Genomic DNA, 21,997 nt, shown 5'->3' on the forward strand with positions numbered 1-21,997 from the left:
AGTTAGTGAAAATAAGTCTTTTGGTTTGGGTAAATATACAAAGCTTAAGGTAAGGAAAAAGCCACATAACTGTCCCCCGATTTTGTTCCAATTTTACCGCCACCGCAGGCAATTACTACATATTGCTTTCCATTTACTTCGTACACACTAGGGGTGGCATAGCCCGCTGCGGGAAGTTTGTACTTCCACAACTCTTCTCCCGTTGCTTTGTCAAACACACGGAAATGTTCGTCTTTGGAAGCTGCAATAAAAATAAGCCCTCCGGCAGTGACCACAGGGCCTCCGTAGTTTTCAGTCCCTGTTTTGGGGATTCCCCGTTCGGTCAGCTCTTCAATTTCCCCCAAAGGCACTTGCCATTTTATAGTCCCATTTACCAAGTCTATGGCGGTAAGGTTCCCCCAAGGTGGCTGTATGGCTGGGTTGCCTTCTTCGTCTAAAAATCTATTGTAGCCCGTGTGGGTATAAGGCACGTCTGGGTCTACCGCATCTTTTCCTATTTCGTGCGCATCGGTGAGTTTGGCAGGCGCATCTTCTCCCATGAGCAATGTCACTATAGCCTGTTGTTTTGGATCGTCGATGTATTCAAAAGCTGGCATAAAGCCTTTTCCTTTTTTGATAATGTTCAACAATTCTTCTGGGGTGTACCTTTCACTTACAGAAAGCAAATCGGGGTAAGAAGGCGAGCCTTCCATTTCTACTCCGTGGCAAACAGCACAGTTTACTTTATAAGCCATAGCACCGACGCTTAGCTCTTCTTTTTCTTTTATATCAATCAGTGTCAGAATCCAAGGCATCTCGCTGCTGTTCACATATAAGAGACCTTCGGCTTCGTCGAAAGCTGCGCCGCCCCATTCTCCGCCGCCATCAAAACCGGGTAAGATTATCGTTCCTTCTTTGCTTGGGGGCAAATACTGTTGGCCGCTTTTTACTTTTCTAAACTGCTCCAAAGCCTTTTCGTGGATTTCTGGACTGATGTCAGAAACTAGGTCTTCGGTAAAGAGTTGCCTGGCAAATGGGGGAGGTGCTACAGGAATAGGCTGCGTAGGCCACGCTTCTTCTCCCTCTATGGTGGAAGCAGGCATAGGAATTTCTTCAATATCGAAAATAGGACCGCCTGTTTTTCTATCAAACAAGAATACATAACCCTGCTTGGTGATTTGGGCTACGGCTTCTATTTCCTTTCCGTCTTTTTTGAGGGTTATCAAGTTTGGAGGAGCGGGTATGTCCCTGTCCCAAATATCGTGGTGGGTGGTCTGGAAATGCCAGATTCTTTTGCCAGTGTTGGCATCGAGAGCCAAAAGGCAGTTAGCAAATAGGTTTTCGCCTTTTCTGTTTCCTCCGTAAAAATCGAAAGCAGCCGAGCCTGTAGGGACAAATACCATTTCATTTTCAAGGTCGAGGCTTATTCCTGCCCATGAGTTTGCGCCTCCTATTTTTTTATAGGCATCTTTAGGCCACGTGTCGTAACCAAATTCCCTGGGTTCGGGAATGGTTTTGAATGTCCAGACCACCTTTCCTGTGTGGATATCAAAAGCGCGGACATAGCCCGAAACGGCGTCGGTGCTTTCAGAAACACGCTGCCCAAGGATCAATAAGTTTTTAAAAATGACACCTGGTGTGGTAGAGACAATATATCCGTCTTCTGCTTTTACATTTAATTCTTGTCTGAGCGAAGCCTTGCCATTTGTACCAAAACTAGACACAGGCAGTCCTGAGAGGGCATCGAGGGCAAACAGTTCATCGCCCGATGTGAAATAGATGCGTTTTTCTGTTTTTGTTTCATTTTCCCAATAGCTCAGCCCTCTGTTTACATTCAGCCCGCTACCATCCGCTAGGTTTGGATCGAATTTCCAAAGCTCTTGCCCAGTGGCAGCATTGAGGGCAAATACTTCTATCCGAGGGTTTGTACCATAAAGCACACCGTCTATAATGAGCGGGTTGCATTGGATTTGAGAGTAGTTTCCTTCGCTTTTCCCACCCGATTTGTATTCCCAAGCTACCTTAAGCTCGTTTATGTTTTCTTTGTTGATGAGGGTAAGTGGGGAAGATTGGCTGCTGGCAAGGTCACCCAAATAGGCTGGCCAATCTGTACTACTTTTTACTTGAATTAATTTCTTTTCCGTCTGGTCTTGGCAAGTGATCAACAGGCTCAGGAAAAGTAAGGGAATCAGCCCTTTGGTTTTCAGTTTCATATGGTCCTTGAGTATTTGATGAGTTATAAAAAAGTAATATCCCTTCTATAAAGATTTTCGGAGGGTTTGTAACCTAAAGAATTTCAAACCAAAAATCTGCTTCTTTTCACTAATGAGTAGGAAAAGGGAGATATTTAACCCCAAAATCGGCAGAATTTCTAAAGAAAGTGAGCTCTTTCCTTATTTTTTCTATCTTTACAGTATCGCTGGAATAAAAACCAGTCCTTCTCACCTTACCACCACATATCCACTTCATTTTATTGAGTTTAATTATCCTTTCTTTTAGCAAGGATAGAGTTGATACATAACAAACCGCAAATGATTTTATCTATTATGAAAACAACTACAATTTACACTTCGATCAGTTTATTGTTTCTTACACTCTTGCTTGGCTGTGGTGGCGCTAAAGAAGCAGAAGAACCAACCTTGGCAGATGCGGAAGCATTAGCAAAAAAGTACATCATTACCGATGGTCACGTAGACTTACCATTCCGTTTAGCTGTTAAAATGTTTCGAGTAGAAAAAGTCCTTGAGGATGTAACAAAAGAGACAAAAGGTGATTTTGATTATCCGAAAGCCAAAGCAGGCGGGCTGGACGCGCCATTTATGTCCATATATGTGCCATCGTCAAGGCAACTAGATGGGACAGCCAAATCGCTTGCTGACTCTCTTATCGACATAGTGGAAAACATTACTATAGAGCATCCCGATAAATTTGCCTTGGCAAAAACCCCTGAAGATGTAGAGGCGAATTTTGCCAAAGGATTGATCTCTTTCCCAATGGGCATGGAAAATGGCGCACCTATTATGGATAGCATTTCTAATGTGAAATACTTTTACGACAGAGGCATCCGATACATCACGCTTACTCATGGAAAAGACAACCAGATTTGTGATTCTTCTTACGACACTACTTACACCTACAATGGATTAAGTGAGTTCGGTGAGGAAGTAGTAATGGAAATGAACAAGGTGGGAATCATGGTAGATATCTCTCATGTTTCAGATAGTACTTTTTACGATGTGATGAAACTGACAAAAGCTCCGGTAATTGCTTCGCATTCTTCTTGCCGTGAGTTCACCCCTGGTTTTGAGCGTAACATGAACGATGATATGATCAAGAAGCTTGGAGAAAATGGTGGAGTTATCCAAATCAACTTTGGCTCTACGTTTTTGGATGGAGCACTTCAAGAAAAGAGAAAAGCGAACAGGGAAGTGGTAATGGCTTATGCCGAAGAAAATGGTTTGGAAAGAGGTGATTCTTTGCTGACAGTTTTTTCTGATTCGGTAACAGCAGCGAACGATCCATTTTCTTCGGTACAAAAAGTGGCTGACCATATCGACCATGTGGTGAAACTTGCAGGAATTGACCATGTTGGATTAGGATCGGATTTCGATGGAGTAGGAGACTCCTTGCCAGTTGGACTGAAAAATGTATCTCAGTACCCTAACCTTATTTTGGAATTGATGAAAAGAGGATACTCTGAAGAAGACATAGTAAAAATTTGCTACCAAAATGTATTTAGAGTTTGGAAACAAACTGCAAAAGTAGCTGCTGAATTGGGAGCAGAAGCTTAAGATTCGAGATAAAATAGAAACAGGTTTAAAGGGAGGCAAGCTGATGTGAATCGGTTTACCTCCTTTTTTTGATACTACCATTTATTTTTGGCGTTTGGAACTTTGGGTAGGAATGAGTAGTTAAACACTCATATCTAGACTAAACAAATCAAACTCAAACAACTATGAACTCCAATATTATTAAAGATGCCGTGCAGTTGAATGTCTCAGCACCAAAATTCAAACTCCAAGATATATTTGATAGGGAGATTGATCTGGAAAGCTACCGAGGCAAAAAAGTGTTTATCGCGTTTTTCAGACATGCAGGCTGCCCTTTTTGTAACTTGCGTGTGCACCGACTTCAGAAAGTACACGAAGATTTGAAGGCAAAAGGATTGGAAATGATCTTTTTCTTTGAATCTCCAAAATCTGCTTTATTAAACAGTACTTTCCACCAAGAGATTTCCCCAATTCCACTTATTGCAGATCCTGAAAAAATCTGGTATAGCACATATGCGTTAGAGCCTTCCTCATCAAATACAGCTAAAAGCCACTTGACTTCATTTATTTCAACGGCGATAAAGGCTAAACTAAATTCTCTGCCCCTAGGACCTCCAAAAGACGGCGAATCGCTAACGACCATGCCAGCCGAGTTTTTGCTAGACGAGGATTTGATACTTCGCAAGTTGCATTATTCTAAAGGGTTGAACGATCGTATAGCGATTGATCATTTGTATGAATTTGCTGGACAGAAAGCGAAAAAGCTTAAAGTAGCTTGAGATTCTAGTAATTTAACTGCATAATCTTATTTTGAGAAAGACATGCTTTTTTTGTTGACGTACTATTTCAGATTCTGAAAAAAATTGGTGCGCCAAATATACTCTTGAAGAAGTACCAACCAAAAGAGATGCAAAGTTTATGGCGTCGTTTATGACATCTTACATACGGTGGGGAGAATGGAAATAAAGCATTTGTATGATTTTGTAGAAGAGAAGGCTGTATCTGAAGTAATCTTCTTCAAGGACTAAGTAGCTGCGGGGTTCCGTAGCTTTTTTTATTTCCTTTAGTGCGAAATATGAATGGAATGTTGCACCTACAACAACAAAGTTTGTACTTTTAGGCAAATATTTTTCTACCTATTAACTACCATAATGGACAGTATTTTTTCCGACCGTATCTCCGATGCCCCAAAGTCATTTATCAGAGAGATTTTAAAAGTTGCTGTGAATACAGAGATCATCTCTTTTGCAGGCGGCTTGCCTAATCGCAACTTATTTCCAGTCAAAGAATTGCAAGCTGCAACCAACAAAGTCTTTGACTTGGCAGGGAAAGATGCTTTGCAGTATAGCAACACGGAAGGGTATTTGGAACTTCGTCAGTTTATCTCCAATAGGTACAAAGAACAAAAAGGGTTTGATATTCCAGTTAAGAATATTTTGATCACTTCAGGATCGCAGCAAGGTTTGGATTTGTTGGGAAAAACATTCATCAACGAAGGAGATGACGTGATCATAGAAGAGCCAGGTTACTTGGGTGCTATCCAAGCTTTTTCCATTTATAGGGCGAAGTTCAACACGGTTACGCTCAATGAAGATGGTCTGGATTTGAACCAGCTTGCCGGGGTGTTGGATAAAAAGGAACCAAAATTGATCTATACCGTCCCTAATTTTCAAAACCCTTCTGGCATCAGCTACTCTGCGGAAAATAGAAAGGCTATTGCAGAACAGCTCAAAGAAGTGAGAACTCTTTTGGTTGAGGACGATCCCTATGGCGCCTTGCGTTATTCTGGAGAACCAAAGGCTAGTTTCTATTCGTACATACCAGAGCAAACGGTTATGCTAGGCACATTTTCCAAAACGGTTGTACCTTCCTTTAGAATAGGATGGATGGTTGCTCCAGATTCGATCATGGAGCGGTTGGTGATAGCTAAGCAAGCATCTGATTTGCATACGAACTACTTCTCTCAACGTGTGCTGGCTCAATACCTTGAAGACAATGATATTGATGAGCATATAGAAAACATCAGGTTGCTTTACGGCAAGCAAAGACAAGCAATGATAGAAAGTATTAAAGAGCATTTTCCTGAAGATGTTCATTATACCTTGCCCGAGGGCGGCATGTTTTTGTGGGTGACTTTACCCAAAGGTTATTCGACCATGAACTTGTTTGATATCGCAATTAAAAAGAATGTAGCTTTTGTACCTGGCTCACCTTTTTATGTGGGCAAAAACGATACGAATACCTTCCGCTTAAACTTCTCTTGTGTAGACGAAGGAAGCATAAAAACTGGGATTGAACGATTGGCTCAATCCATGCGAGAGCTGATTAGCTAAAATCATATTTTTGCAAGAAACAATTAGTAAGTAGGCTGGTTTTGATAGCATTGTTTTATCAAAATCAGCTTTATTTTTTCATGACCAAGACTTATAATAAAACTGCATGTATCATTGGTGCTGGCATAGCAGGTTTGGCTACAGCCATTCGCCTTTCTCAACTTGGGTACAAGGTTACAGTTTTTGAAGCAAATGCGTACCCTGGGGGAAAGCTCACCGAATTTGAACAAGATGGCTATCGGTTCGATGCTGGTCCTTCACTGTTTACCATGCCGCAATACGTGACCGAGCTTTTCCAGCTTTCGTCGAAAAACCCAGATGATTATTTCAAGCACAAAAGACTTCCCGTGATTTGCAGCTATTTCTATGAAGACGGAACTGAACTAACAGCTTATGCAGATCATAATAAATTGGTAAAAGAGTTTGAAGATAAGCTGGGGGAGGATCCGGAAAGCATCCGTAAGTTCATTGCCAAGAGCAAGGAAATGTACGATCTTACCAAGAATGTTTTCCTAAAAAAATCCTTGCACAAACTGTCTACTTATCTAAACATAGGCACATTGAAATCTTTTTTGCAGTTGTACAAATTGGACATCAATAAGACCATGGACGAGGTAAACACTAGCTATTTTAAAAACCCTAAAACTGTTCAGCTTTTTAATAGATATGCTACCTACAACGGCTCAGACCCTTATCAAGCTCCTGCAACCCTCAATATTATCCCTCATCTGGAATATGGTTATGGAGCTTTTTTGCCCAAGGGAGGTATGCACTCTATTACTAAAGCCATCTTCCGACTAGCCAAGGATGTTGGTGTCACCTTTCACTTCTCAAGTCCAGTTTCCCAGATTATGGTTGAGAAAAAAACTGTAAAAGGTATCAAAGTAGCTGGGAAAGTCCATCGTTACGATTTGGTGGTGAGCAATATGGATATGGTAAATACTTATAAAAAACTGTTGCCCAACAACCCTCATCCAAATCGTTTGTTGAATCAGCCTAAATCTAGCTCGGCACTGATTTTTTATTGGGGGATAAAAAAACAGTTTGAGCAAATGGATGTACATAACATCTTTTTTAGCGAAGAGTACCAGCAAGAGTTTGAGACGATTTTCAAGTCCAAAGACATTTTTGATGACCCTACAGTATATGTCAATATCACTTCTAAGGTTGAGAAAAAAGATGCTCCTGAAGGTTGTGAAAATTGGTTTGTGATGATAAATGTCCCTAATGACCAAGGACAGGACTGGCAGGCTTTTATTGAAAAGGCAAGGAAAAGCATTTTGGCAAAACTTAGCAGAATACTTGGTGAAGACGTTGCTGTATTGATTGAAACTGAAGCTATTTTAGATCCGCCTACTATTGAGAAAAGAACTTCTTCTTTTGGAGGGGCGCTTTATGGCAATAGCAGCAACAATCCATTTGCCGCTTTTCTCAGGCATCCTAACTTTTCAGGAAGCTTCAAAAACCTGTATTTCTGCGGAGGGAGCGTTCATCCGGGAGGTGGAATTCCTCTTTGCCTTCTTTCAGCTAAAATTGTAGGCGATTTGGTTTCAAAAAGGAAGCAGAGTAGTTGATTGAAAATATTCGAGCTTTATATCGGTATTTGGTAAGAAATCATGATAGGCGTCATAGGAAATTTGAAAAAGGAAAAGTAACTTATTAGTACCTACCAATAAAACACACTATTATGATAGAAAACCATAATAATGAGGTGGTTATATATTATAATTCTAACCACTCAGTCGACAAAGAGGTGATTGCCTACGCACAGACTCATTTTAGATTTGTCCGTACGGTAAATGTGATCGAAAGCCGCTTGACCGGAACCCGCCTTACAGAAATAGCCAGCAGATTGGGCATGCCCTTAGACTATTTAGTTTGCCTTACCAGCGATGCAGCCAAAACCATTGGTCTAGACTTTGGAAACATGGACGACATTGACCTTATAAAATTACTCCAGCATTATCCTGATTTGATAAAATCCCCAATAGTAATTTCTAAGAACAAAGCAGTTGTAGCAACTGGAGCGAAGGATATTTATGAAATGGCTGAAACCTATAGCGAGATTATGTAACCCACACTCTGCAGGGTGGAGGGCCTAAAATTTCCTCCTTAAGCTAAACTCGCCCCTTTAGCACGAACTTGTTGAATTGTTCTCTAAAGCTAGAACCAATGGGCAAATAATTGTTTTTTACCTTCACCCTGCTATTTTTAATATCTTGGATTTTGTCTATTGAAACAATATAAGAACGGTGTGTTCGGATGAACAAATCACTGTTCAGTTGCTCTCCAAATGCCTTCAAACTTTTTATGGTCAGGATTGGTCGCTCATTAGAGGTGTAAATTTTGACATATTCTTTGAAACCTTCTATATAATATATATCTGAAAGTGCTACCTTGATCATATGATGTTCTGAATTGACAAAGATAAAATCGGAAAGGAATGCATTTTGGGGAATATTTGATGAATCTTGCTTATTGTTGGCTTTGTTTACAGCTTTCAAAAAACGGTCGAAGCTGTAAGGTTTCAATAAATAATCTGTTGCATCTAAGTCGAATCCTTCAATTGCATATTCGGAATGAGCTGAGGTGAAAATCACCTTCGGCTGCGAACAAAGCGATTTCACAAAGTCAATACCGTTGATGTCGGGCATGTTTATATCTGTAAAAACAAGGTCGACAATAGTACTGTTTAACATTTCAAGCGCGTCAAATGGGCTTAAAAAAGAACCCATAAGTTTGAGGAATGGAACTTTTTGGATGTACCGCTCAATTAGCTCAAGGGCAAGTGGCTCGTCATCTATGGCTATGCAGTTCATCGGCAAGTTGGAAAGGTGTAGTAGTTTGGTTGTTGTATATACCTAGGGAAATTACAGCTTCCCTAGGTAAGGTGATGAAAGTCGATTTAATCCTCTTCGTCTTCTTCTTCAAATGGCTTGAATTCCCACATATCGTCAAAATAGGAACTCCCTGTTCTTCCAGTAGTCACAAAACCTCTGTTATTTATAGAAAATGCTGCCGCATCTATTCTTGCCGCTCCTTCAAAAGATGTTTTTTCGTACCAATAGTCGGCAGAAGGGTCATATTCCCAAACAGATCGGGAAACTGTTCCTCCAGAACCGAGCATAATATACCCAAGTCCATTCATAGAAAATGCTGATGCATTTTCCCTTGTGAGGTCATATTCGTCTTCGCTGTCGAGATCTGCCACGCGGGTCCAAGGATATTCTGGGAGTAGGGTAGGATCGAATTTCCAGAAGTCCTCTTCGTAGGTACCGTTGTCAGTTCCAGTTCCAACATACGCATATTCCCCAATCACGAACACAAGTGCATTTTCTTTTTTCTTGCCTATTCCAGGAATTTCCGTCCAAGTGTCGGTTGAAGGGTCATATTCCCAAAAATCGTTTAGGTTATTTCCATCGTCGCCAGTTCCCACATACCCTTTTCCATTTAGTGCAAAGGCCACGGCATTTTTGCGAGCTGTACCTCCGAAATCGGCAATTTGTTCCCACTCGTCCGAACTAGAGTCGTACATATAAAAGTCGCCCATTTCTTCATCTCCATCGAACCCTAATCCAACATATGCCTTGTCATCTATGGCAAATGCAACAGCAGCACTTCTGCCAACTCCCGGCATTGTACTTTTCGACTCCCAAAAATCAGTGTTTACATTGTACGCATAGAAGTCTGTGTAGTATTCGTCTTCGTCTCCATTATAGCCAGTGCCCACGTAGGCTGTTTCTCCTATCACAAAAGAAACCGTATTCGATCTTCTAATACCTTTGAAGTCACTTTTTTCAACCCAGTTGCCAAGCAACTCGTCTTCATCCTCGTCTTCACAAGCGCTAAGTGTAAATGAGAAGAAAATTACTCCTAAAGCGTAAAAAAGGATTTTGATATTCTTATTCATGTTTGTCATCATTTTTTAGTTTTCAATTGAATAGTCAAGAATTAAAAGTTCTAGATGTGATTTGTATTTATTTTCGCTATCGCCAAGTGTGAGTTGGTTTACTGTGAGCCCGAGTGTTTCGTTTCCACCTTTTAGGTAAAGTGCCTCCTCAATCTCTCCCACTTGCTCTACTTTAGACTTTATATACTCTGTTATATCGATCCTATATTCGGTAGCTTCCCCAAATTCTTCGTCTACATAAAGCGTATTGACCAAGCTCAGTTCTTGTAGAATCCTATTCTTTTTATCAATTTCATAAAAGGTTAAATTGGTAGGAAGAGGACGATAATTCCCATAAGTGCCTTGAACTGGTTTCAGTACTAAAACTGCGTCTATAACAATATTTTTACTTAGTATTTCTTTGACTTCCGTGAGGGAAGGGAAGTTGATTTTGATACCCATCCCAACACCATCATTCATGTACGATTGCCTATCTGTAAGTTTTGAAGAAATAGCATCTGTAGAAGTGAGCAGGTCCTTTAGTTCTGTATTTGATCTGTCATTTGAGATCTGGTTGAAATTAAGCCCTGAGCTTGGGATGGTAAATTCGAGATCTTCTCCAGACCTGCGGTAATGGAAAGTAAGCTTACTCTGAGTACTGAATCCCAAAAAGCAATTAGCATAGTTAGTATCAGCTTCTATTACAAAGCCTGGGTAGTTATCGTAAAAGTCTTCAATAAAATCACCTTCGTCCGTTGCTTGTGCATACTCAAAAAATGCTTGTGCAAATGATTCATCTAGAGGGACTAGTAACGATTTTTGCCTTCTGGGTTGCGGTTTGAAAATGAGCTCTCCAAGAGGTGTTTGTTCGTAGGGAAAAGTTGATGTATTGTATAAAGCATCATCTTCATCCAATTCCAATTCTTCTTTCATTGCATGAAAACTGAGGCTAAATTCTTGCGTGGTATCGTGGTAGAAATAGCCATCGTAGACCAGCTCAAATTCAGCATACTTATACCTTGCGTCTTCATCTGGGTAATTTTCGACAGAATCAGCCTGAAATTTGAAATACGCTTTTGATTGCATAGAGCCTATGTTTTCAGTTTCTACATAACCAATAAGGTGCCTAGAGCTATTGGCTGTATTTAAGGAATCTGATATAATAATAGTTGACATCCCAAGGCTTATAGTGTCAATAAACACGACATCCAACAGCTCCCTTTCTACTATATCATTCCCTATCTGAGTAGGGTCGGTGCATTGCAGCAAACTCATTGCTAGAGAAATACTAAATGCTATTTTTATCAAGTTTTGTTTGTTCATATTTTCAATTCTAATATCAAAGCATTCAGAATATATTTTGATTTGGACAACAGAAATTCATATCGCTTTGGTTAAAAAGCAAGTCAGTTTCATACGCACCTTTAATGACTTTAAATATCAAAAAGGCGATGATAAATTTCTCTTAGTGCATGCCCAAAGGGCTTGTGAGTAGTAGTAATGAGGCAGAATTTTAATACTTCTTACTTAGAGTATAGGTGATCTGTCTTAATTTGTATATTCTAAATCGTGTTTCCCTATTTACGATCCATACTTTAAATATTCTATCTACAAGTCTCCCATTTTGTGTTGGAGCAAATAAGGCTTGTTTTTTTTTGTTTCCAAAATCCTTATCTGTGGTTTAAATGCATTAATATTTTAAAACGTTGCCCAAAGAAGGGGAGTAAAAGCTTTAATGGTTAATATAATCAACTAACACCGAGGTTTTATCAACGAATAGAGTCGATTCGACCTACAAACCAGGAAAAACGAGCTTGAATAGTATTTGGGAGGCATTGCTCGCTCTTTCATTGAAGAAATGTGGCAATTCGTTGATTTTAATTTGGGTATTCAAAAAAAAACTAGTCATTTGTGCCACCAACTAATAATAGCATAGCTCTGCAGTGCCTATTATGTATGCATAATTGGTGTTATTTTTTATTTGTGTTTCCCACATACATTTCCACTAAATATTTTTCACCTTTTTAAGGCGAAAAACAGATCTCATTTTAGTTGCGAGCATAGGTTTATACATCGTTGGACTTTTAAAAACTCTGCTCACGCTAATGAATAAATATTTCTTTATAATACTTATGCTTATACCATCTACATTGGTATTGGCCCAAAACACCCCAAGCTCCCCTTATACATATTTTGGGATAGGGGATATTTACCAAAAAGGATTTGGGCATAATGCCATGAAGGGCGGCACCGGAATAGCGGATAGGGACCCATTTTCCATCAATAATTTAAACCCGGCATCGTACAGCAGTATTGCTAATTCTCCATTTACATTTCTAAATGAGTTTGGACTGAGTGCTTACATGAGCACTCGAAATGATGGAGATGAGAATGGGGTAGAATATGGGATGGATTTTCCGTATTTGGCAGTAGCGTTTAAAACAGGCAATAGTTCTGGAGCTTCCATTGGCTTAAGAAAATACAGCAATGTGAATTATAGTATTCTGAGCGAAAGTAATTTCAATGGGATTACAGGCTCTTATCAGACGAATTATGAGGGATCGGGAGGGTTGAACGAAGTGTATTTTGGCTATGGTAAAAGCTTTGGCAGAAACCTTTCCATAGGTGTGCATGGTTCGTATATTTTTGGGCAAATAGAAAACACACAAACTATCCAAAGTTCCACCGTGAATTATAGCATGCTTGTGGAAGACAAGAACTTTTTGCGAACCTTGAACTACGATTTGGGGATCCAATACACCGTCCCTATAAAATCTTCATCTATCACTATAGGAGCTACTTATGCGCCCAGTACCGATGTTACCGGCTCAAGAGATATTTTGATTGCAGATACGAGATCAGGAATTGGAAACGATCAGGATACCATCGCATACGAACCTTTAGAAGATCGCTCTTATATTTTACCTCACTCGTATGGGCTTGGTATCGCTTGGGATTACAAATCTAAGTTCAAAGTAAATGTTGACTATAAAACTCAGCTATGGGGCGAAAGCGACCTGAGCGGAAAAGATTATGAATTGCGAGACAGCCGTAGACTTGCATTTGGTTTTGAAAAGCTGCCTAACTATAAAGGAAATAGGTATGATCAATTTGTAAGCTGGGCAATTGGGGCGTATGCAGAAGAATCATATTTGGAGATAAGCGATGAAGGGCTGAACAGTGTTGGTGTTACCCTTGGCTGTAGCTTGCCAATTGGCAATAAAGGGATGCTTAGGCTTGTAGCCGAAAGAGGTACGAGAGGACAAGGGCTAGAAAACTTTTTTACTGAAAGCTATAACAAATTAACCATTGACATAACCTACATGGACAGGTGGTTTTCCAAAAGACGAATAGACTAGTTAAGATATTAAAGAAAAGCCTTTATAAGGTTTATATTAGTGTTAAAGAACGATGCTGCATTAATCCTCTTTTTTAAAGAGGATTAATGTTTTTTTAAAAAGTATCTTTTGGATATGAGCAGGGGATGCTCTTATTTTGCACGCTTCACTGACGCATGATTGAACCGCCTGTAAATTAAATCCCCTTAAATGGATAGTATTTCTATTGAGTTTTTAAAGAAGTTCATAAAGTTTGGACTTGTAGGCTCCTTTGGAGTTGTAATAGATTTTGGCTTTACATATTTGATTAAAGATGTACTCAAAAAGCACAAATATCTGGCAAATAGTGTAGGTTTTATGTTGGCAGCGTCTAGTAATTACATCCTCAATCGCATTTGGACCTTCCACGACAACAACCCCGATATTGCCCTGCAATATTCTAAGTTTCTAATTATTTCCGCTATCGGGTTGGGCATAAATAATTTCATCATTTGGGTGCTTAACGACAAGTACAAAATGAATTTCTACTTGGCTAAACTATTTGCCATTGGGGTAGTGATGCTCTGGAATTTCTTTGCCAATTATCTTTACACTTTTGCTTAAAAAACCTATTCGTTCTTAAAAGTCGAGTAAATCTAATTGATATTCTTCAATTGCTTTTTTGAGCAAAGCACACTCTTCTTCAGTTTCAGAAACGGTGAATATCCATTCGTTCATATTGTTTCCATTTGCATTTAGCATGTCGACCATTTCAGTATCTTGGATGGCAAGACTATTCGACCTAAATGCGTCCTTATAGGATGCAAAGGCACGATCGCCTTCATCAAATATGTCATTTTTGTAGACCAAAGTTCCTTTTTTGCTTTTTATTATTATCAGAGCTAGTTGAATGGAGGCGGGAATACTGCTTTTTTCTTGCTCAGCAAGCGCATACCTTACAATCCCTTTATCAAAAAGGTTGGCTAAGTCTTTAGGATAAAGGTTATTAGGAAGGTTTAATAGAATATTGTAATTAAAACTGTCCTCAATTTCCCTGTATAAATTATTTATAGAAACGGTTTTGCCATGAGCTGATGAGTTTTTCGTAAGAGAGAAAAGGGCAAAAGCCTTCTCTCTTTCTGCAATAAAAGCCCTTTTTGATTCTACTAATGCTTTTGTTGCTATTTCCTCTAATTTTTTTTCAGCAAATCTTACTTCCTCCACATTTACATCTTGAAAGGAAAATATAGCTAAGCACATCAAGATAAAAAGCTCAAAAGTATGCTTGCCTACTTTAATAGATCGAACTGTTAGGATAGGGGAGAGGCTTGCCTCTTGTGTGACGGTTACTGTGTTGGTTTCTTCCATGACTATTGTTTTTAGTATTGCCAATATTTTTAACAAAAATACTATTAAAGAAAACAAAAGTCAATATTATAAACATTTATACGCTATTTAAATTGCCTTTTGTGTATATAATGACTAATTTAGTCGCAACTTGCAACTAAAAATGTTAATTATATGAACATTCTTAAAAGATTAAATCTACTTGAGCAAATAGAAAGGGAACTTGCGAAAACATTGAAAGATGATAAAAAGAACTGGGTAAAAACAGCAAGGCTCTTATATAAAATAGAAAATGAGAATTTGTACGAACTGAAAGCAAAAAGCTATACCCAATACGTAAAACAATTGGCGACAATTAACCATATCAATGTTTCTACGCTGTGGAGAGCAAAAACTGCTGCTGGCACTTATATGGAGTTAAGCAACTTGAAAGATGTAGACTTGCTTGACGAAACTCTCATAAAGACAACACCTGAACAATTGGAAACTTTCAAAAAAGTGAGAACCATTGCCCCCACGCAAATTACCTCAGCTCTCAAAGAGAAGCTGTTGAAAGGGGAGAAGATCAGAAATGAGCTTCATGACATATGGGAGACTTACAAACCTTTGAAAAAAGGTAAAACCGAGCGAGGCAGAAAAAATTCGGCAAAGCCCGAGCCTGTGTTTGCCGAGCCTGGTTATTTTGGGCTAGGAGGGGAGGATACTGTTTCTGACGCCGAGAAAATGTCAAAATATTTCATTTCCGAAGATGAACTTACTTCTGCCAACATTAAAAACTCCTTGCGGGACAAGTCTTGGGTTCAGCGAACATTGGGAAAATATTACTTGCCTTGTTTTGCCACCTTCACCGATTTGGTAATCCGAGATGAAGAAGATAATTCGATTAACAAAATAGACATAGTAGCCATATCTAAAACAAGCAACACGAAAACAGGAAAACCTGTCACCTTAGGAGTATCAATTTTATCAGAATTAGGAAGTAATTTGGAGAGCAAATTACGCTGGGCTAAATACTTCCATTATTTTTATATAGCAGTTCCTTTGGGAACTAGCAATATAGATATTTCTGGGCAAAACAATTTTGGGTTACTCACCATTTCCCCAGAAACAAAAAAAGAGGGTTTGACTCACCATATTCAAATACTGAGCCCTGCCAGAGCCCTAGAGGTAAGCGATTCTGCTCTTTCAATGACCTACAGCCAAATTCTGCAAAGATCTTTGAGGTGGTAACAGTATTAATAATAGCTCTACGAATACTATAAAAAGAAGCAAACTGTTTTAAAAAAGATTATTCTATTATAATTGAACTGAATTTGTTTCAGCATCGAACATGAAAAAACTTTTTAAAATTTTTGGATTTATCCTATTGGGAATAATTCTTCTTTTTACAGGGCTTGTTGCTACCGCTTGGGCTATGGAAGAACGGCTGACCAAATTGGCTGTAGAAGAGCTGAGCGAGTACCTAGATGCCCCCATAGGAATGGAGAGCGTAACTTTCTCACTTATCAAAGAATTTCCATTAGCTACTTTTCAATTCAATGGATTGTGGCTAGGTGAACACATTGAAAACTATAGTGCCAGATCTATTGCACCTATCGATACGTTAGCTTATTTTGACAAACTATACATCTCCGTTATGTCTGAGCCTTTGCTAGACAATATATTTCAAGTCCGAGAAGTAGAGATCCGAGGAGGACAGCTCAAATATGAAATTGATACAGCGGGTATTTCCGGTTATGATTATTTGATCACTCAAGACTCTGTTATAGAAGAGCAGGATACGGTTGCACAAGCAACTAACTTCACTTTAGACAAGCTGACTTTAGCTGACCTTGAGCTCTACTATAGAGATGATCAAAATAGCGCTAAGGCAAAAGCGTATATTGAAGAGATTGCAGGCTATGTAATAATTGATAGCTTAACCACCGCCATAGCGACTAAGGGTGTGGTTAGATTATCAGATTGTGAATACGGAGAAACCAATCTGTACAAAATGAAACAAACTGATCTGAGCTTTGACTTTGAGCTTGTATCAGATAGTATTTCTATCGAACGATTGGATATTAGAACAGAAGGAGGTTCACTAGGAGCAACAGGCAGGGTTTCTTTTGGAAATAATGGCGAAATAGGCACAGAACTGGATCTTTCCGCATCAGATTTGATTTTAGAAGAATTGCTGAAATATGTCCCAGCAAACTATTTGAATGAATATGAACTCAGCCAGGTTAAAGGCCTAGCCAATGTTACTTCTAAGGTTCGAGGTGTATATTCGGAAGATAAGCTACCTCATGTTGAAGCTGATTTTAGCCTTTCAGAGGGGAATGCAAAATGGGCAGATTATCCTGAGTTGAACCATGTTTTCTTAAAAGGTTCAGCTACTAATGGGAATTTGCAAAACAACACAACAACTTCTATTTCAATCGATTCACTTGGCGTTCAAGCAATTGGGAATAGCTTTACCTTAAAGGGGACTTTGGCTAACCTTGATGAGCTTAAATACGATTTTCGATCAAAATTGAGCGCTAATCTACATTCATTAAACCCTTTCATACCCGATTCTGTAGCTCAAAACCTTGCTGGGAAAGTGGTAATAAATTTGCAGAGTAGGGGAGTCCTTCCCGATTCTATCAATGACGAGTTTACAGAGTATTTACTAGATAAAACTCAGGCTACAATGGATCTGAAAAATATTGGTGTTGACTTAGATTCCACACTTTCTGTGAAAGAAATGTCAGCCAAACTCGGGTATAAAAATAGAGCCCTTACCTTGGATAGCTTTGATATTAATATCCCAACATATGATATTCAGCTTTCGAAGAACTCCTTCAAAGCCAATTGGAGTGGACCAATATCAAACCTAGATTCTCTTCAGCTCAACCTGGTTTTAAACAAACTGGAAACTGTGGGGATTTCAATGAAAGGGAACATATCTGTAAAAAATTTAAACCATCCCTCTTTTGTGCTTCAAAACACAATAGATGTTGATCTCCTAAAAATAAAAAAGTTTATTCCCGATTCACTTATTGATGATATCAAAGGCTCTGTAAAAGCTGTAATTCACTCTGAGGGCACATTAGATCTTGAGTCTGATTCACTGCCCGAGCAGGTGATGAATATCGTTTATGATCAGAGTAACTTTGACCTTAATCTTTCCGACGTAACATTAGACATGCCAGATTCGTTGATGGATGTGCAGCATTTGAATGCACAAGTAGAGGTGACGCCTCAGTTGGTAAGGGTGCAAAACTTGAGTGGGACTTATAGTGGAATAGAATTCTCATCGGACTCTACTGTGATCAAAAATTTGTATACTACAGTAGTAAAAGACAAGCCTGGTAGATTGGAAATAGATGGAGTGTGGAGGGTAGGGGACTTAGATTATGCCATGCTTGAAACATTTATGGTTTCTGATAGCTCCGATGTAGAAGAAGATATTGACACGCTTACAGTAGATTCTGATACTCCAACTTGGGATATGGATTATACGGTCAAAGGAAAGTTTTATGCAAATAGCCTAAAATATGGGGATGCCCTTTTAGAAGACATTTCCACATTGATGAATATCAAACCGACTACATATATCATTGACCAGTTAAAACTCAAGGCATTCAAGGGAGACATTAATACATCTCTTAGGATAGAGATGAAGGAAAATGAGAGAATGGAGATGGATATTAAATCAAAAGTAGACGATTTAGATATCCGGACATTGCTGTTGGAAATGGAAAACCTTTACCAAGAAGAAATCTATCCTGAAAACATTGAAGGGCTTCTTTCAACAGAAGAGTTTTTTTTGAAATTGGTAATGGTTGGGGATTCAATTGTATATCCAGACATGAGGGTATCGGGCGATCTGATGCTTGAAAATGGAGCTATTCACAAATATGAACCAGTTAGTTCACTGGCACCTTTGATTCCAGGTGCCAAAAAATCTGATTTGGATCCTCTGGTGTTTAAAACCATAAACACACATTTGTTCATTTTCCAGAACGCCATATATGTTCCAAAAACATACATTGTCAGCAATGCTTTCGATATTTCGGCACTTGGAATGCAGAGTTTTGGGGATGATTATCAGTATCACCTCCGAGTTTATGTAAATGATATACTTTTTGGTAAAAGCAATAAAAGAAAAGAAGAACAAGATGAGATGGGTGATGATCAAGTTGAAGAAAAACGCACCTCTATTTACTTAAGATCGTATAGTTTAGATGGAAAAGATAAAAATGGACCAGATAGCAAAAAGGATAGAAACCTGATGGGGGTGAGGGTTAGAACTAAAGAAGCTATGTTGAATCTTATTTTCCATCCAAAATTAGTGTCTTTTGAAACAGGAGTAGAATAATTATGAAAAGTAAATATGGAGAGATGAAGTATTTAATTATTGTATTGAGTTTTCTGACGATTAACGTATCTGCGCAGCAGTTCAAAGTAGGGGATGTAGTTCCTGAAATTGTAATGTCAAATATAGATGGAGAAGAAGTTAAGCTTTCTTCTTTGAAAGGAAAGGTAGTCTTGATAGATTTTTGGGCATCTTGGTGCAAACCTTGCCGGAAAGAAAACCCTAACTTGGTAGAAGCCTACCATACCTACAAAGACAAAGAGTTTAAAGGAGGTGAAGGGTTTACTGTATTCAGTGTTTCTCTTGATACTAAAAAAGCTGCTTGGAAACGAGCTGTCCAGATGGATGATTTGGAATGGGAGTATCATGTGAGTGACCTGAAGGGCTGGAACAATGAAGTATCCAAAGCTTATAGAATTAATAGTATTCCACAAAGCTACCTCATAGATGGTTCTAGGCGAGTAATTAGTGTGAATCCTAGGGGAAAGCTCTTAGAAAAGGAACTAAAAAAAGCTACCAAGAAAAAAAGCCCTGGTTTCTTTAACTGGTGAAGGCTATTTGAGGGATAGGAGGGGCATAAAAAACAAAGCAGAATACTACTCGGCGTTCTGCTTTGTTTTTTTACTAGATGTTTGTTTTGTTTATTCTAAGCCTGATTTAGCTCTTTGAACTAAAGCTCTCAACTGGTTGATCAATTGCTCTCTTTCCTCAGAGTCTGCTGATAATCTAGCACTTGAAGCACACCCAAGATCATCCGCCAACTCGTCAAGCTGAGCTTCTGAATATTCTTTCCCATCAAATTGATAGGTACACACATCTTCATCACAGCAAGCTGTTACATTTTTTGCAGTACAAATTTCTTCTTGTGAACAAGATTTTAATGGATCATCTCCCTCGCTACAATTTGTAAGAGTTAATACCATCGCTCCAAGGAGAAGAATCAGTGCTACAATGCTACCGTTTTTCATAAACTATTTTTTTTAAATTTTGGATTCATTTAACTGTTGTAAACTTACAACGAGTTAAGTAGTCCGTACTTATTTTATACATGAAAAAATCGTGCGACTTTTTATTAGCTATAGTATTATAGTTATATTTGTTTTATAATATATATTATGTTAAATAGTAGATTCTAACTCTATCTCCATTACTTCGAATTTATTTTTCTTTCCAATTGATTTAAAAAGGGTAAAACATTTTAAGAGTAGGTGAAATAAAAAAAACAAATAAATCACAAGCCCCTCTCCTACTGAAGTGGGTTTACACGAAAAAGAAGCCTCACCATGATAAGGCTTCTTTTAAGACTCTTCTAAATGTTTTATTGGATTGATTATCTGCTAATTATACCCTGGGTTTTGCTCTAACACCGCGTCTTTATTGAGATCTATTTCATCTTGTGGAATAGGCATCAACATATGAAAGTCTTGTAAACCATTTGTGGTCTCAATATTTCCATCTGCTCTTGGCGCTGTACCATTCAATCTTTTTGCTCTTTCTACAAGCGTACCAGTACGTACAAGTGTCATCCTACGGTTTTCTTCTCCTACCAGTTCTCTTGCTCTTTCATCAAGAATAAAGTCTAAGGAGATATCACTAGCATTCACAGTGCTTGTATTTGCCCTGTTTCTCAACATATTAATATCATCTGCTGCCCCAGAAGCATTTCCTTGTTTAAATCTAGCTTCAGCTCTAAGCAGATATGTTTCTCCTAACCTCATGATCATAAAGTCTTTCCATTGCCCCCAACCAAAGGTATCTCTATCGTCAAATTGCTTCCATTTTAAGGTATATGGAGCGTATTTATAAACTGAATCAGCTTCAAATATATTAATCGTTGATCCATCGGCAAGGGTAAACTCTGCATTTTGAGCATAGGGAACTGGTAAACCTCTTATTGGATCATAGTTCTCCCCTGGATTATTGAAATAATGCTGACGCTTAATAGTGTATTGAGAGTTTCTCATATCACCGTCTTCGTACAAGCCGTACAGCACCCAGTCATTGAGCCTAATTCTCGCTAACCCTCTTCCTCCCAACGAATCGGCAGGTACCATACCTGGAATGTCGTGGTAAGAACCACCCCAAACCCTTCTTTGTTGAGGAGCGCCAGTACTACCGCCAGGCACATCAGTAGGGTTTTCTTGTTCCAACACCCAAATAGCTTCTGAATTACCCTGCGAACGACGTAGATTTCCTACATAAAACATATCGGAAAATGGGTCGCCAGGATCTCCAGCATGTACACCGTAGCGTGAATTTACAAGACTAAACCTACCACTGTTGATAATTGCCGAAAGTTGAGCTTCAGCCAAAGCTGGCTCATCCGTTCTCAAATAAGCTTCCCCTAATAATTGGCGAGCCATAGATTGGTTTGCTCGAGCTTCGTATTTAGTATCATCTATAGTAGGAAGGTTTTGGGCTGCATAAAGCAAATCTTCTACAATTAGGCTATTCACCTCGCTTATAGGGTTTCTAACAAAATCTGTTCTAGCACTTTTTACAGGTTCTGACAACAAAGGAACATCGCCATACAAAGTAGCAAGCATGTTATATGCATATGCCCTAAAGAATTTACCCTCTGCACTATACATCTTGCTTTGCTCGGCAGTGATCTGTGCATCTCCTCCCTCTGCATTTTCTATGAGTATATTTGCATTGTTTATCATCTTGTAGAGGTAAATCCATATTTTCTTTGATGCCCAATCGGTAGAGGTCAACGTTGTATAATCAAAATATGGTCTTGCGTCTCCATTTGACCTGCCACTTGGTGCCCAAGTAATATCCGTCCCCAACTGGAATACGCCAAGTAAGGTTTGATCATCTGTTCTTGTATACATAGTACTAAAGTGATTGTACAAACCAGTAGCAGCAGCTTCAAAACCCAACTCATCTCTCAAGGTTTCTGGTGCATATTGATCTTCAACAACTTCATCTAGAAAGTCATTGGAACAACTTCCTAAGATGAACAAACTTAAAAAGAGGGTTAGAATATATTTAAATAAGTATTTCATATCTATATA

At 38.9% G+C, this 21,997-nt stretch carries 17 protein-coding genes; 10 read left to right on the forward strand and 7 right to left on the reverse strand.

Annotated elements, in window-relative coordinates:
- Positions 1 to 44: 44 nt before the first annotated feature.
- Positions 45 to 2,192 carry a PQQ-binding-like beta-propeller repeat protein gene (locus R9C00_13180; protein WPO38409.1) on the reverse strand — a complete coding sequence of 716 codons (2,148 nt, stop codon included), beginning with the start codon at positions 2,190 to 2,192 and terminating at the stop codon, positions 45 to 47.
- A gap of 333 nt (positions 2,193 to 2,525) precedes the next feature.
- Between R9C00_13180 and R9C00_13185 the strand changes: the two genes are divergently transcribed.
- From R9C00_13185 to R9C00_13205, 5 genes are all read left to right on the forward strand, one after another.
- Positions 2,526 to 3,770 carry a dipeptidase gene (locus R9C00_13185; GenBank protein ID WPO38410.1) on the forward strand — a complete coding sequence of 415 codons (1,245 nt, stop codon included), beginning with the start codon at positions 2,526 to 2,528 and terminating at the stop codon, positions 3,768 to 3,770.
- 164 nt (positions 3,771 to 3,934) lie between these two features.
- Positions 3,935 to 4,528, forward strand: a complete 594-nt coding sequence (locus R9C00_13190; GenBank protein WPO38411.1) for a redoxin domain-containing protein — start codon at positions 3,935 to 3,937, stop codon at positions 4,526 to 4,528.
- 372 nt (positions 4,529 to 4,900) lie between these two features.
- Positions 4,901 to 6,082: a PLP-dependent aminotransferase family protein gene (locus R9C00_13195; protein WPO38412.1), complete on the forward strand. Its 1,182-nt coding sequence runs from the start codon at positions 4,901 to 4,903 to the stop codon at positions 6,080 to 6,082.
- Positions 6,083 to 6,162: 80 nt separating this feature from the next.
- Complete coding sequence (gene crtD / locus R9C00_13200) at positions 6,163 to 7,656, forward strand: 1-hydroxycarotenoid 3,4-desaturase CrtD (GenBank protein ID WPO38413.1); 1,494 nt, start codon at positions 6,163 to 6,165, stop codon at positions 7,654 to 7,656.
- A 113-nt stretch (positions 7,657 to 7,769) separates the two neighbouring features.
- Positions 7,770 to 8,156, forward strand: a complete 387-nt coding sequence (locus R9C00_13205) for an ArsC/Spx/MgsR family protein (protein WPO38414.1) — start codon at positions 7,770 to 7,772, stop codon at positions 8,154 to 8,156.
- A 43-nt stretch (positions 8,157 to 8,199) separates the two neighbouring features.
- Here the strand turns inward: R9C00_13205 and R9C00_13210 are convergent, their stop codons facing one another.
- The 3 genes from R9C00_13210 to R9C00_13220 all read right to left on the reverse strand — a co-directional run bounded on the left by R9C00_13210 (position 8,200) and on the right by R9C00_13220 (position 11,294).
- On the reverse strand, positions 8,200 to 8,901 hold the full coding sequence (locus R9C00_13210; GenBank protein ID WPO38415.1) for a LytTR family DNA-binding domain-containing protein: 702 nt from the start codon (positions 8,899 to 8,901) through the stop codon (positions 8,200 to 8,202).
- Positions 8,902 to 8,987: 86 nt separating this feature from the next.
- Complete coding sequence (locus R9C00_13215; GenBank protein ID WPO38416.1) at positions 8,988 to 9,992, reverse strand: kelch repeat-containing protein; 1,005 nt, start codon at positions 9,990 to 9,992, stop codon at positions 8,988 to 8,990.
- Positions 9,993 to 10,007: 15 nt separating this feature from the next.
- Positions 10,008 to 11,294, reverse strand: coding sequence for a DUF4270 family protein (locus tag R9C00_13220; protein WPO38417.1), 1,287 nt, complete (start codon positions 11,292 to 11,294; stop codon positions 10,008 to 10,010).
- A gap of 782 nt (positions 11,295 to 12,076) precedes the next feature.
- Between R9C00_13220 and R9C00_13225 the strand changes: the two genes are divergently transcribed.
- Positions 12,077 to 13,330, forward strand: a complete 1,254-nt coding sequence (locus R9C00_13225; GenBank protein ID WPO38418.1) for a hypothetical protein — start codon at positions 12,077 to 12,079, stop codon at positions 13,328 to 13,330.
- Positions 13,331 to 13,519: 189 nt separating this feature from the next.
- Positions 13,520 to 13,912 carry a GtrA family protein gene (locus R9C00_13230; protein ID WPO38419.1) on the forward strand — a complete coding sequence of 131 codons (393 nt, stop codon included), beginning with the start codon at positions 13,520 to 13,522 and terminating at the stop codon, positions 13,910 to 13,912.
- A 15-nt stretch (positions 13,913 to 13,927) separates the two neighbouring features.
- Here R9C00_13230 and R9C00_13235 read toward each other — a convergent pair whose 3' ends face one another.
- A complete protein-coding gene (locus tag R9C00_13235; protein ID WPO38420.1) occupies positions 13,928 to 14,656 on the reverse strand; it encodes a hypothetical protein in 729 nt (242 codons plus the stop codon).
- 153 nt (positions 14,657 to 14,809) lie between these two features.
- Here R9C00_13235 and R9C00_13240 point away from each other — a divergent pair, with 153 nt between their 5' ends.
- The 3 genes from R9C00_13240 to R9C00_13250 all read left to right on the forward strand — a co-directional run bounded on the left by R9C00_13240 (position 14,810) and on the right by R9C00_13250 (position 19,528).
- Complete coding sequence (locus R9C00_13240; protein WPO38421.1) at positions 14,810 to 15,865, forward strand: hypothetical protein; 1,056 nt, start codon at positions 14,810 to 14,812, stop codon at positions 15,863 to 15,865.
- Between the two features lie 100 nt (positions 15,866 to 15,965).
- On the forward strand, positions 15,966 to 18,980 hold the full coding sequence (locus R9C00_13245; protein WPO38422.1) for a hypothetical protein: 3,015 nt from the start codon (positions 15,966 to 15,968) through the stop codon (positions 18,978 to 18,980).
- A gap of 2 nt (positions 18,981 to 18,982) precedes the next feature.
- Positions 18,983 to 19,528, forward strand: a complete 546-nt coding sequence (locus R9C00_13250) for a TlpA disulfide reductase family protein (GenBank protein WPO38423.1) — start codon at positions 18,983 to 18,985, stop codon at positions 19,526 to 19,528.
- Positions 19,529 to 19,618: 90 nt separating this feature from the next.
- Here the strand turns inward: R9C00_13250 and R9C00_13255 are convergent, their stop codons facing one another.
- A complete protein-coding gene (locus R9C00_13255) occupies positions 19,619 to 19,945 on the reverse strand; it encodes a hypothetical protein (GenBank protein ID WPO38424.1) in 327 nt (108 codons plus the stop codon).
- Between the two features lie 369 nt (positions 19,946 to 20,314).
- Entirely contained in the window at positions 20,315 to 21,988 is a 1,674-nt protein-coding gene (locus R9C00_13260) for a RagB/SusD family nutrient uptake outer membrane protein (GenBank protein WPO38425.1), read from the reverse strand.
- Positions 21,989 to 21,997: the final 9 nt, after the last annotated feature.

The organism is Flammeovirgaceae bacterium SG7u.111 (assembly GCA_034044135.1).
Taxonomy (GTDB): domain Bacteria; phylum Bacteroidota; class Bacteroidia; order Cytophagales; family Flammeovirgaceae.

Coding starts and splice junctions, on each gene's coding strand:
- R9C00_13180 (WPO38409.1), bottom strand. CDS start 2,192: ATGAAACTGAAAACCAAAGGGCTGATTCCCTTACTTTTCCTGAGCCTG.
- R9C00_13185 (WPO38410.1), top strand. CDS start 2,526: ATGAAAACAACTACAATTTACACTTCGATCAGTTTATTGTTTCTTACA.
- R9C00_13190 (WPO38411.1), top strand. CDS start 3,935: ATGAACTCCAATATTATTAAAGATGCCGTGCAGTTGAATGTCTCAGCA.
- R9C00_13195 (WPO38412.1), top strand. CDS start 4,901: ATGGACAGTATTTTTTCCGACCGTATCTCCGATGCCCCAAAGTCATTT.
- crtD (WPO38413.1), top strand. CDS start 6,163: ATGACCAAGACTTATAATAAAACTGCATGTATCATTGGTGCTGGCATA.
- R9C00_13205 (WPO38414.1), top strand. CDS start 7,770: ATGATAGAAAACCATAATAATGAGGTGGTTATATATTATAATTCTAAC.
- R9C00_13210 (WPO38415.1), bottom strand. CDS start 8,901: ATGAACTGCATAGCCATAGATGACGAGCCACTTGCCCTTGAGCTAATT.
- R9C00_13215 (WPO38416.1), bottom strand. CDS start 9,992: ATGAATAAGAATATCAAAATCCTTTTTTACGCTTTAGGAGTAATTTTC.
- R9C00_13220 (WPO38417.1), bottom strand. CDS start 11,294: ATGAACAAACAAAACTTGATAAAAATAGCATTTAGTATTTCTCTAGCA.
- R9C00_13225 (WPO38418.1), top strand. CDS start 12,077: ATGAATAAATATTTCTTTATAATACTTATGCTTATACCATCTACATTG.
- R9C00_13230 (WPO38419.1), top strand. CDS start 13,520: ATGGATAGTATTTCTATTGAGTTTTTAAAGAAGTTCATAAAGTTTGGA.
- R9C00_13235 (WPO38420.1), bottom strand. CDS start 14,656: ATGGAAGAAACCAACACAGTAACCGTCACACAAGAGGCAAGCCTCTCC.
- R9C00_13240 (WPO38421.1), top strand. CDS start 14,810: ATGAACATTCTTAAAAGATTAAATCTACTTGAGCAAATAGAAAGGGAA.
- R9C00_13245 (WPO38422.1), top strand. CDS start 15,966: ATGAAAAAACTTTTTAAAATTTTTGGATTTATCCTATTGGGAATAATT.
- R9C00_13250 (WPO38423.1), top strand. CDS start 18,983: ATGAAAAGTAAATATGGAGAGATGAAGTATTTAATTATTGTATTGAGT.
- R9C00_13255 (WPO38424.1), bottom strand. CDS start 19,945: ATGAAAAACGGTAGCATTGTAGCACTGATTCTTCTCCTTGGAGCGATG.
- R9C00_13260 (WPO38425.1), bottom strand. CDS start 21,988: ATGAAATACTTATTTAAATATATTCTAACCCTCTTTTTAAGTTTGTTC.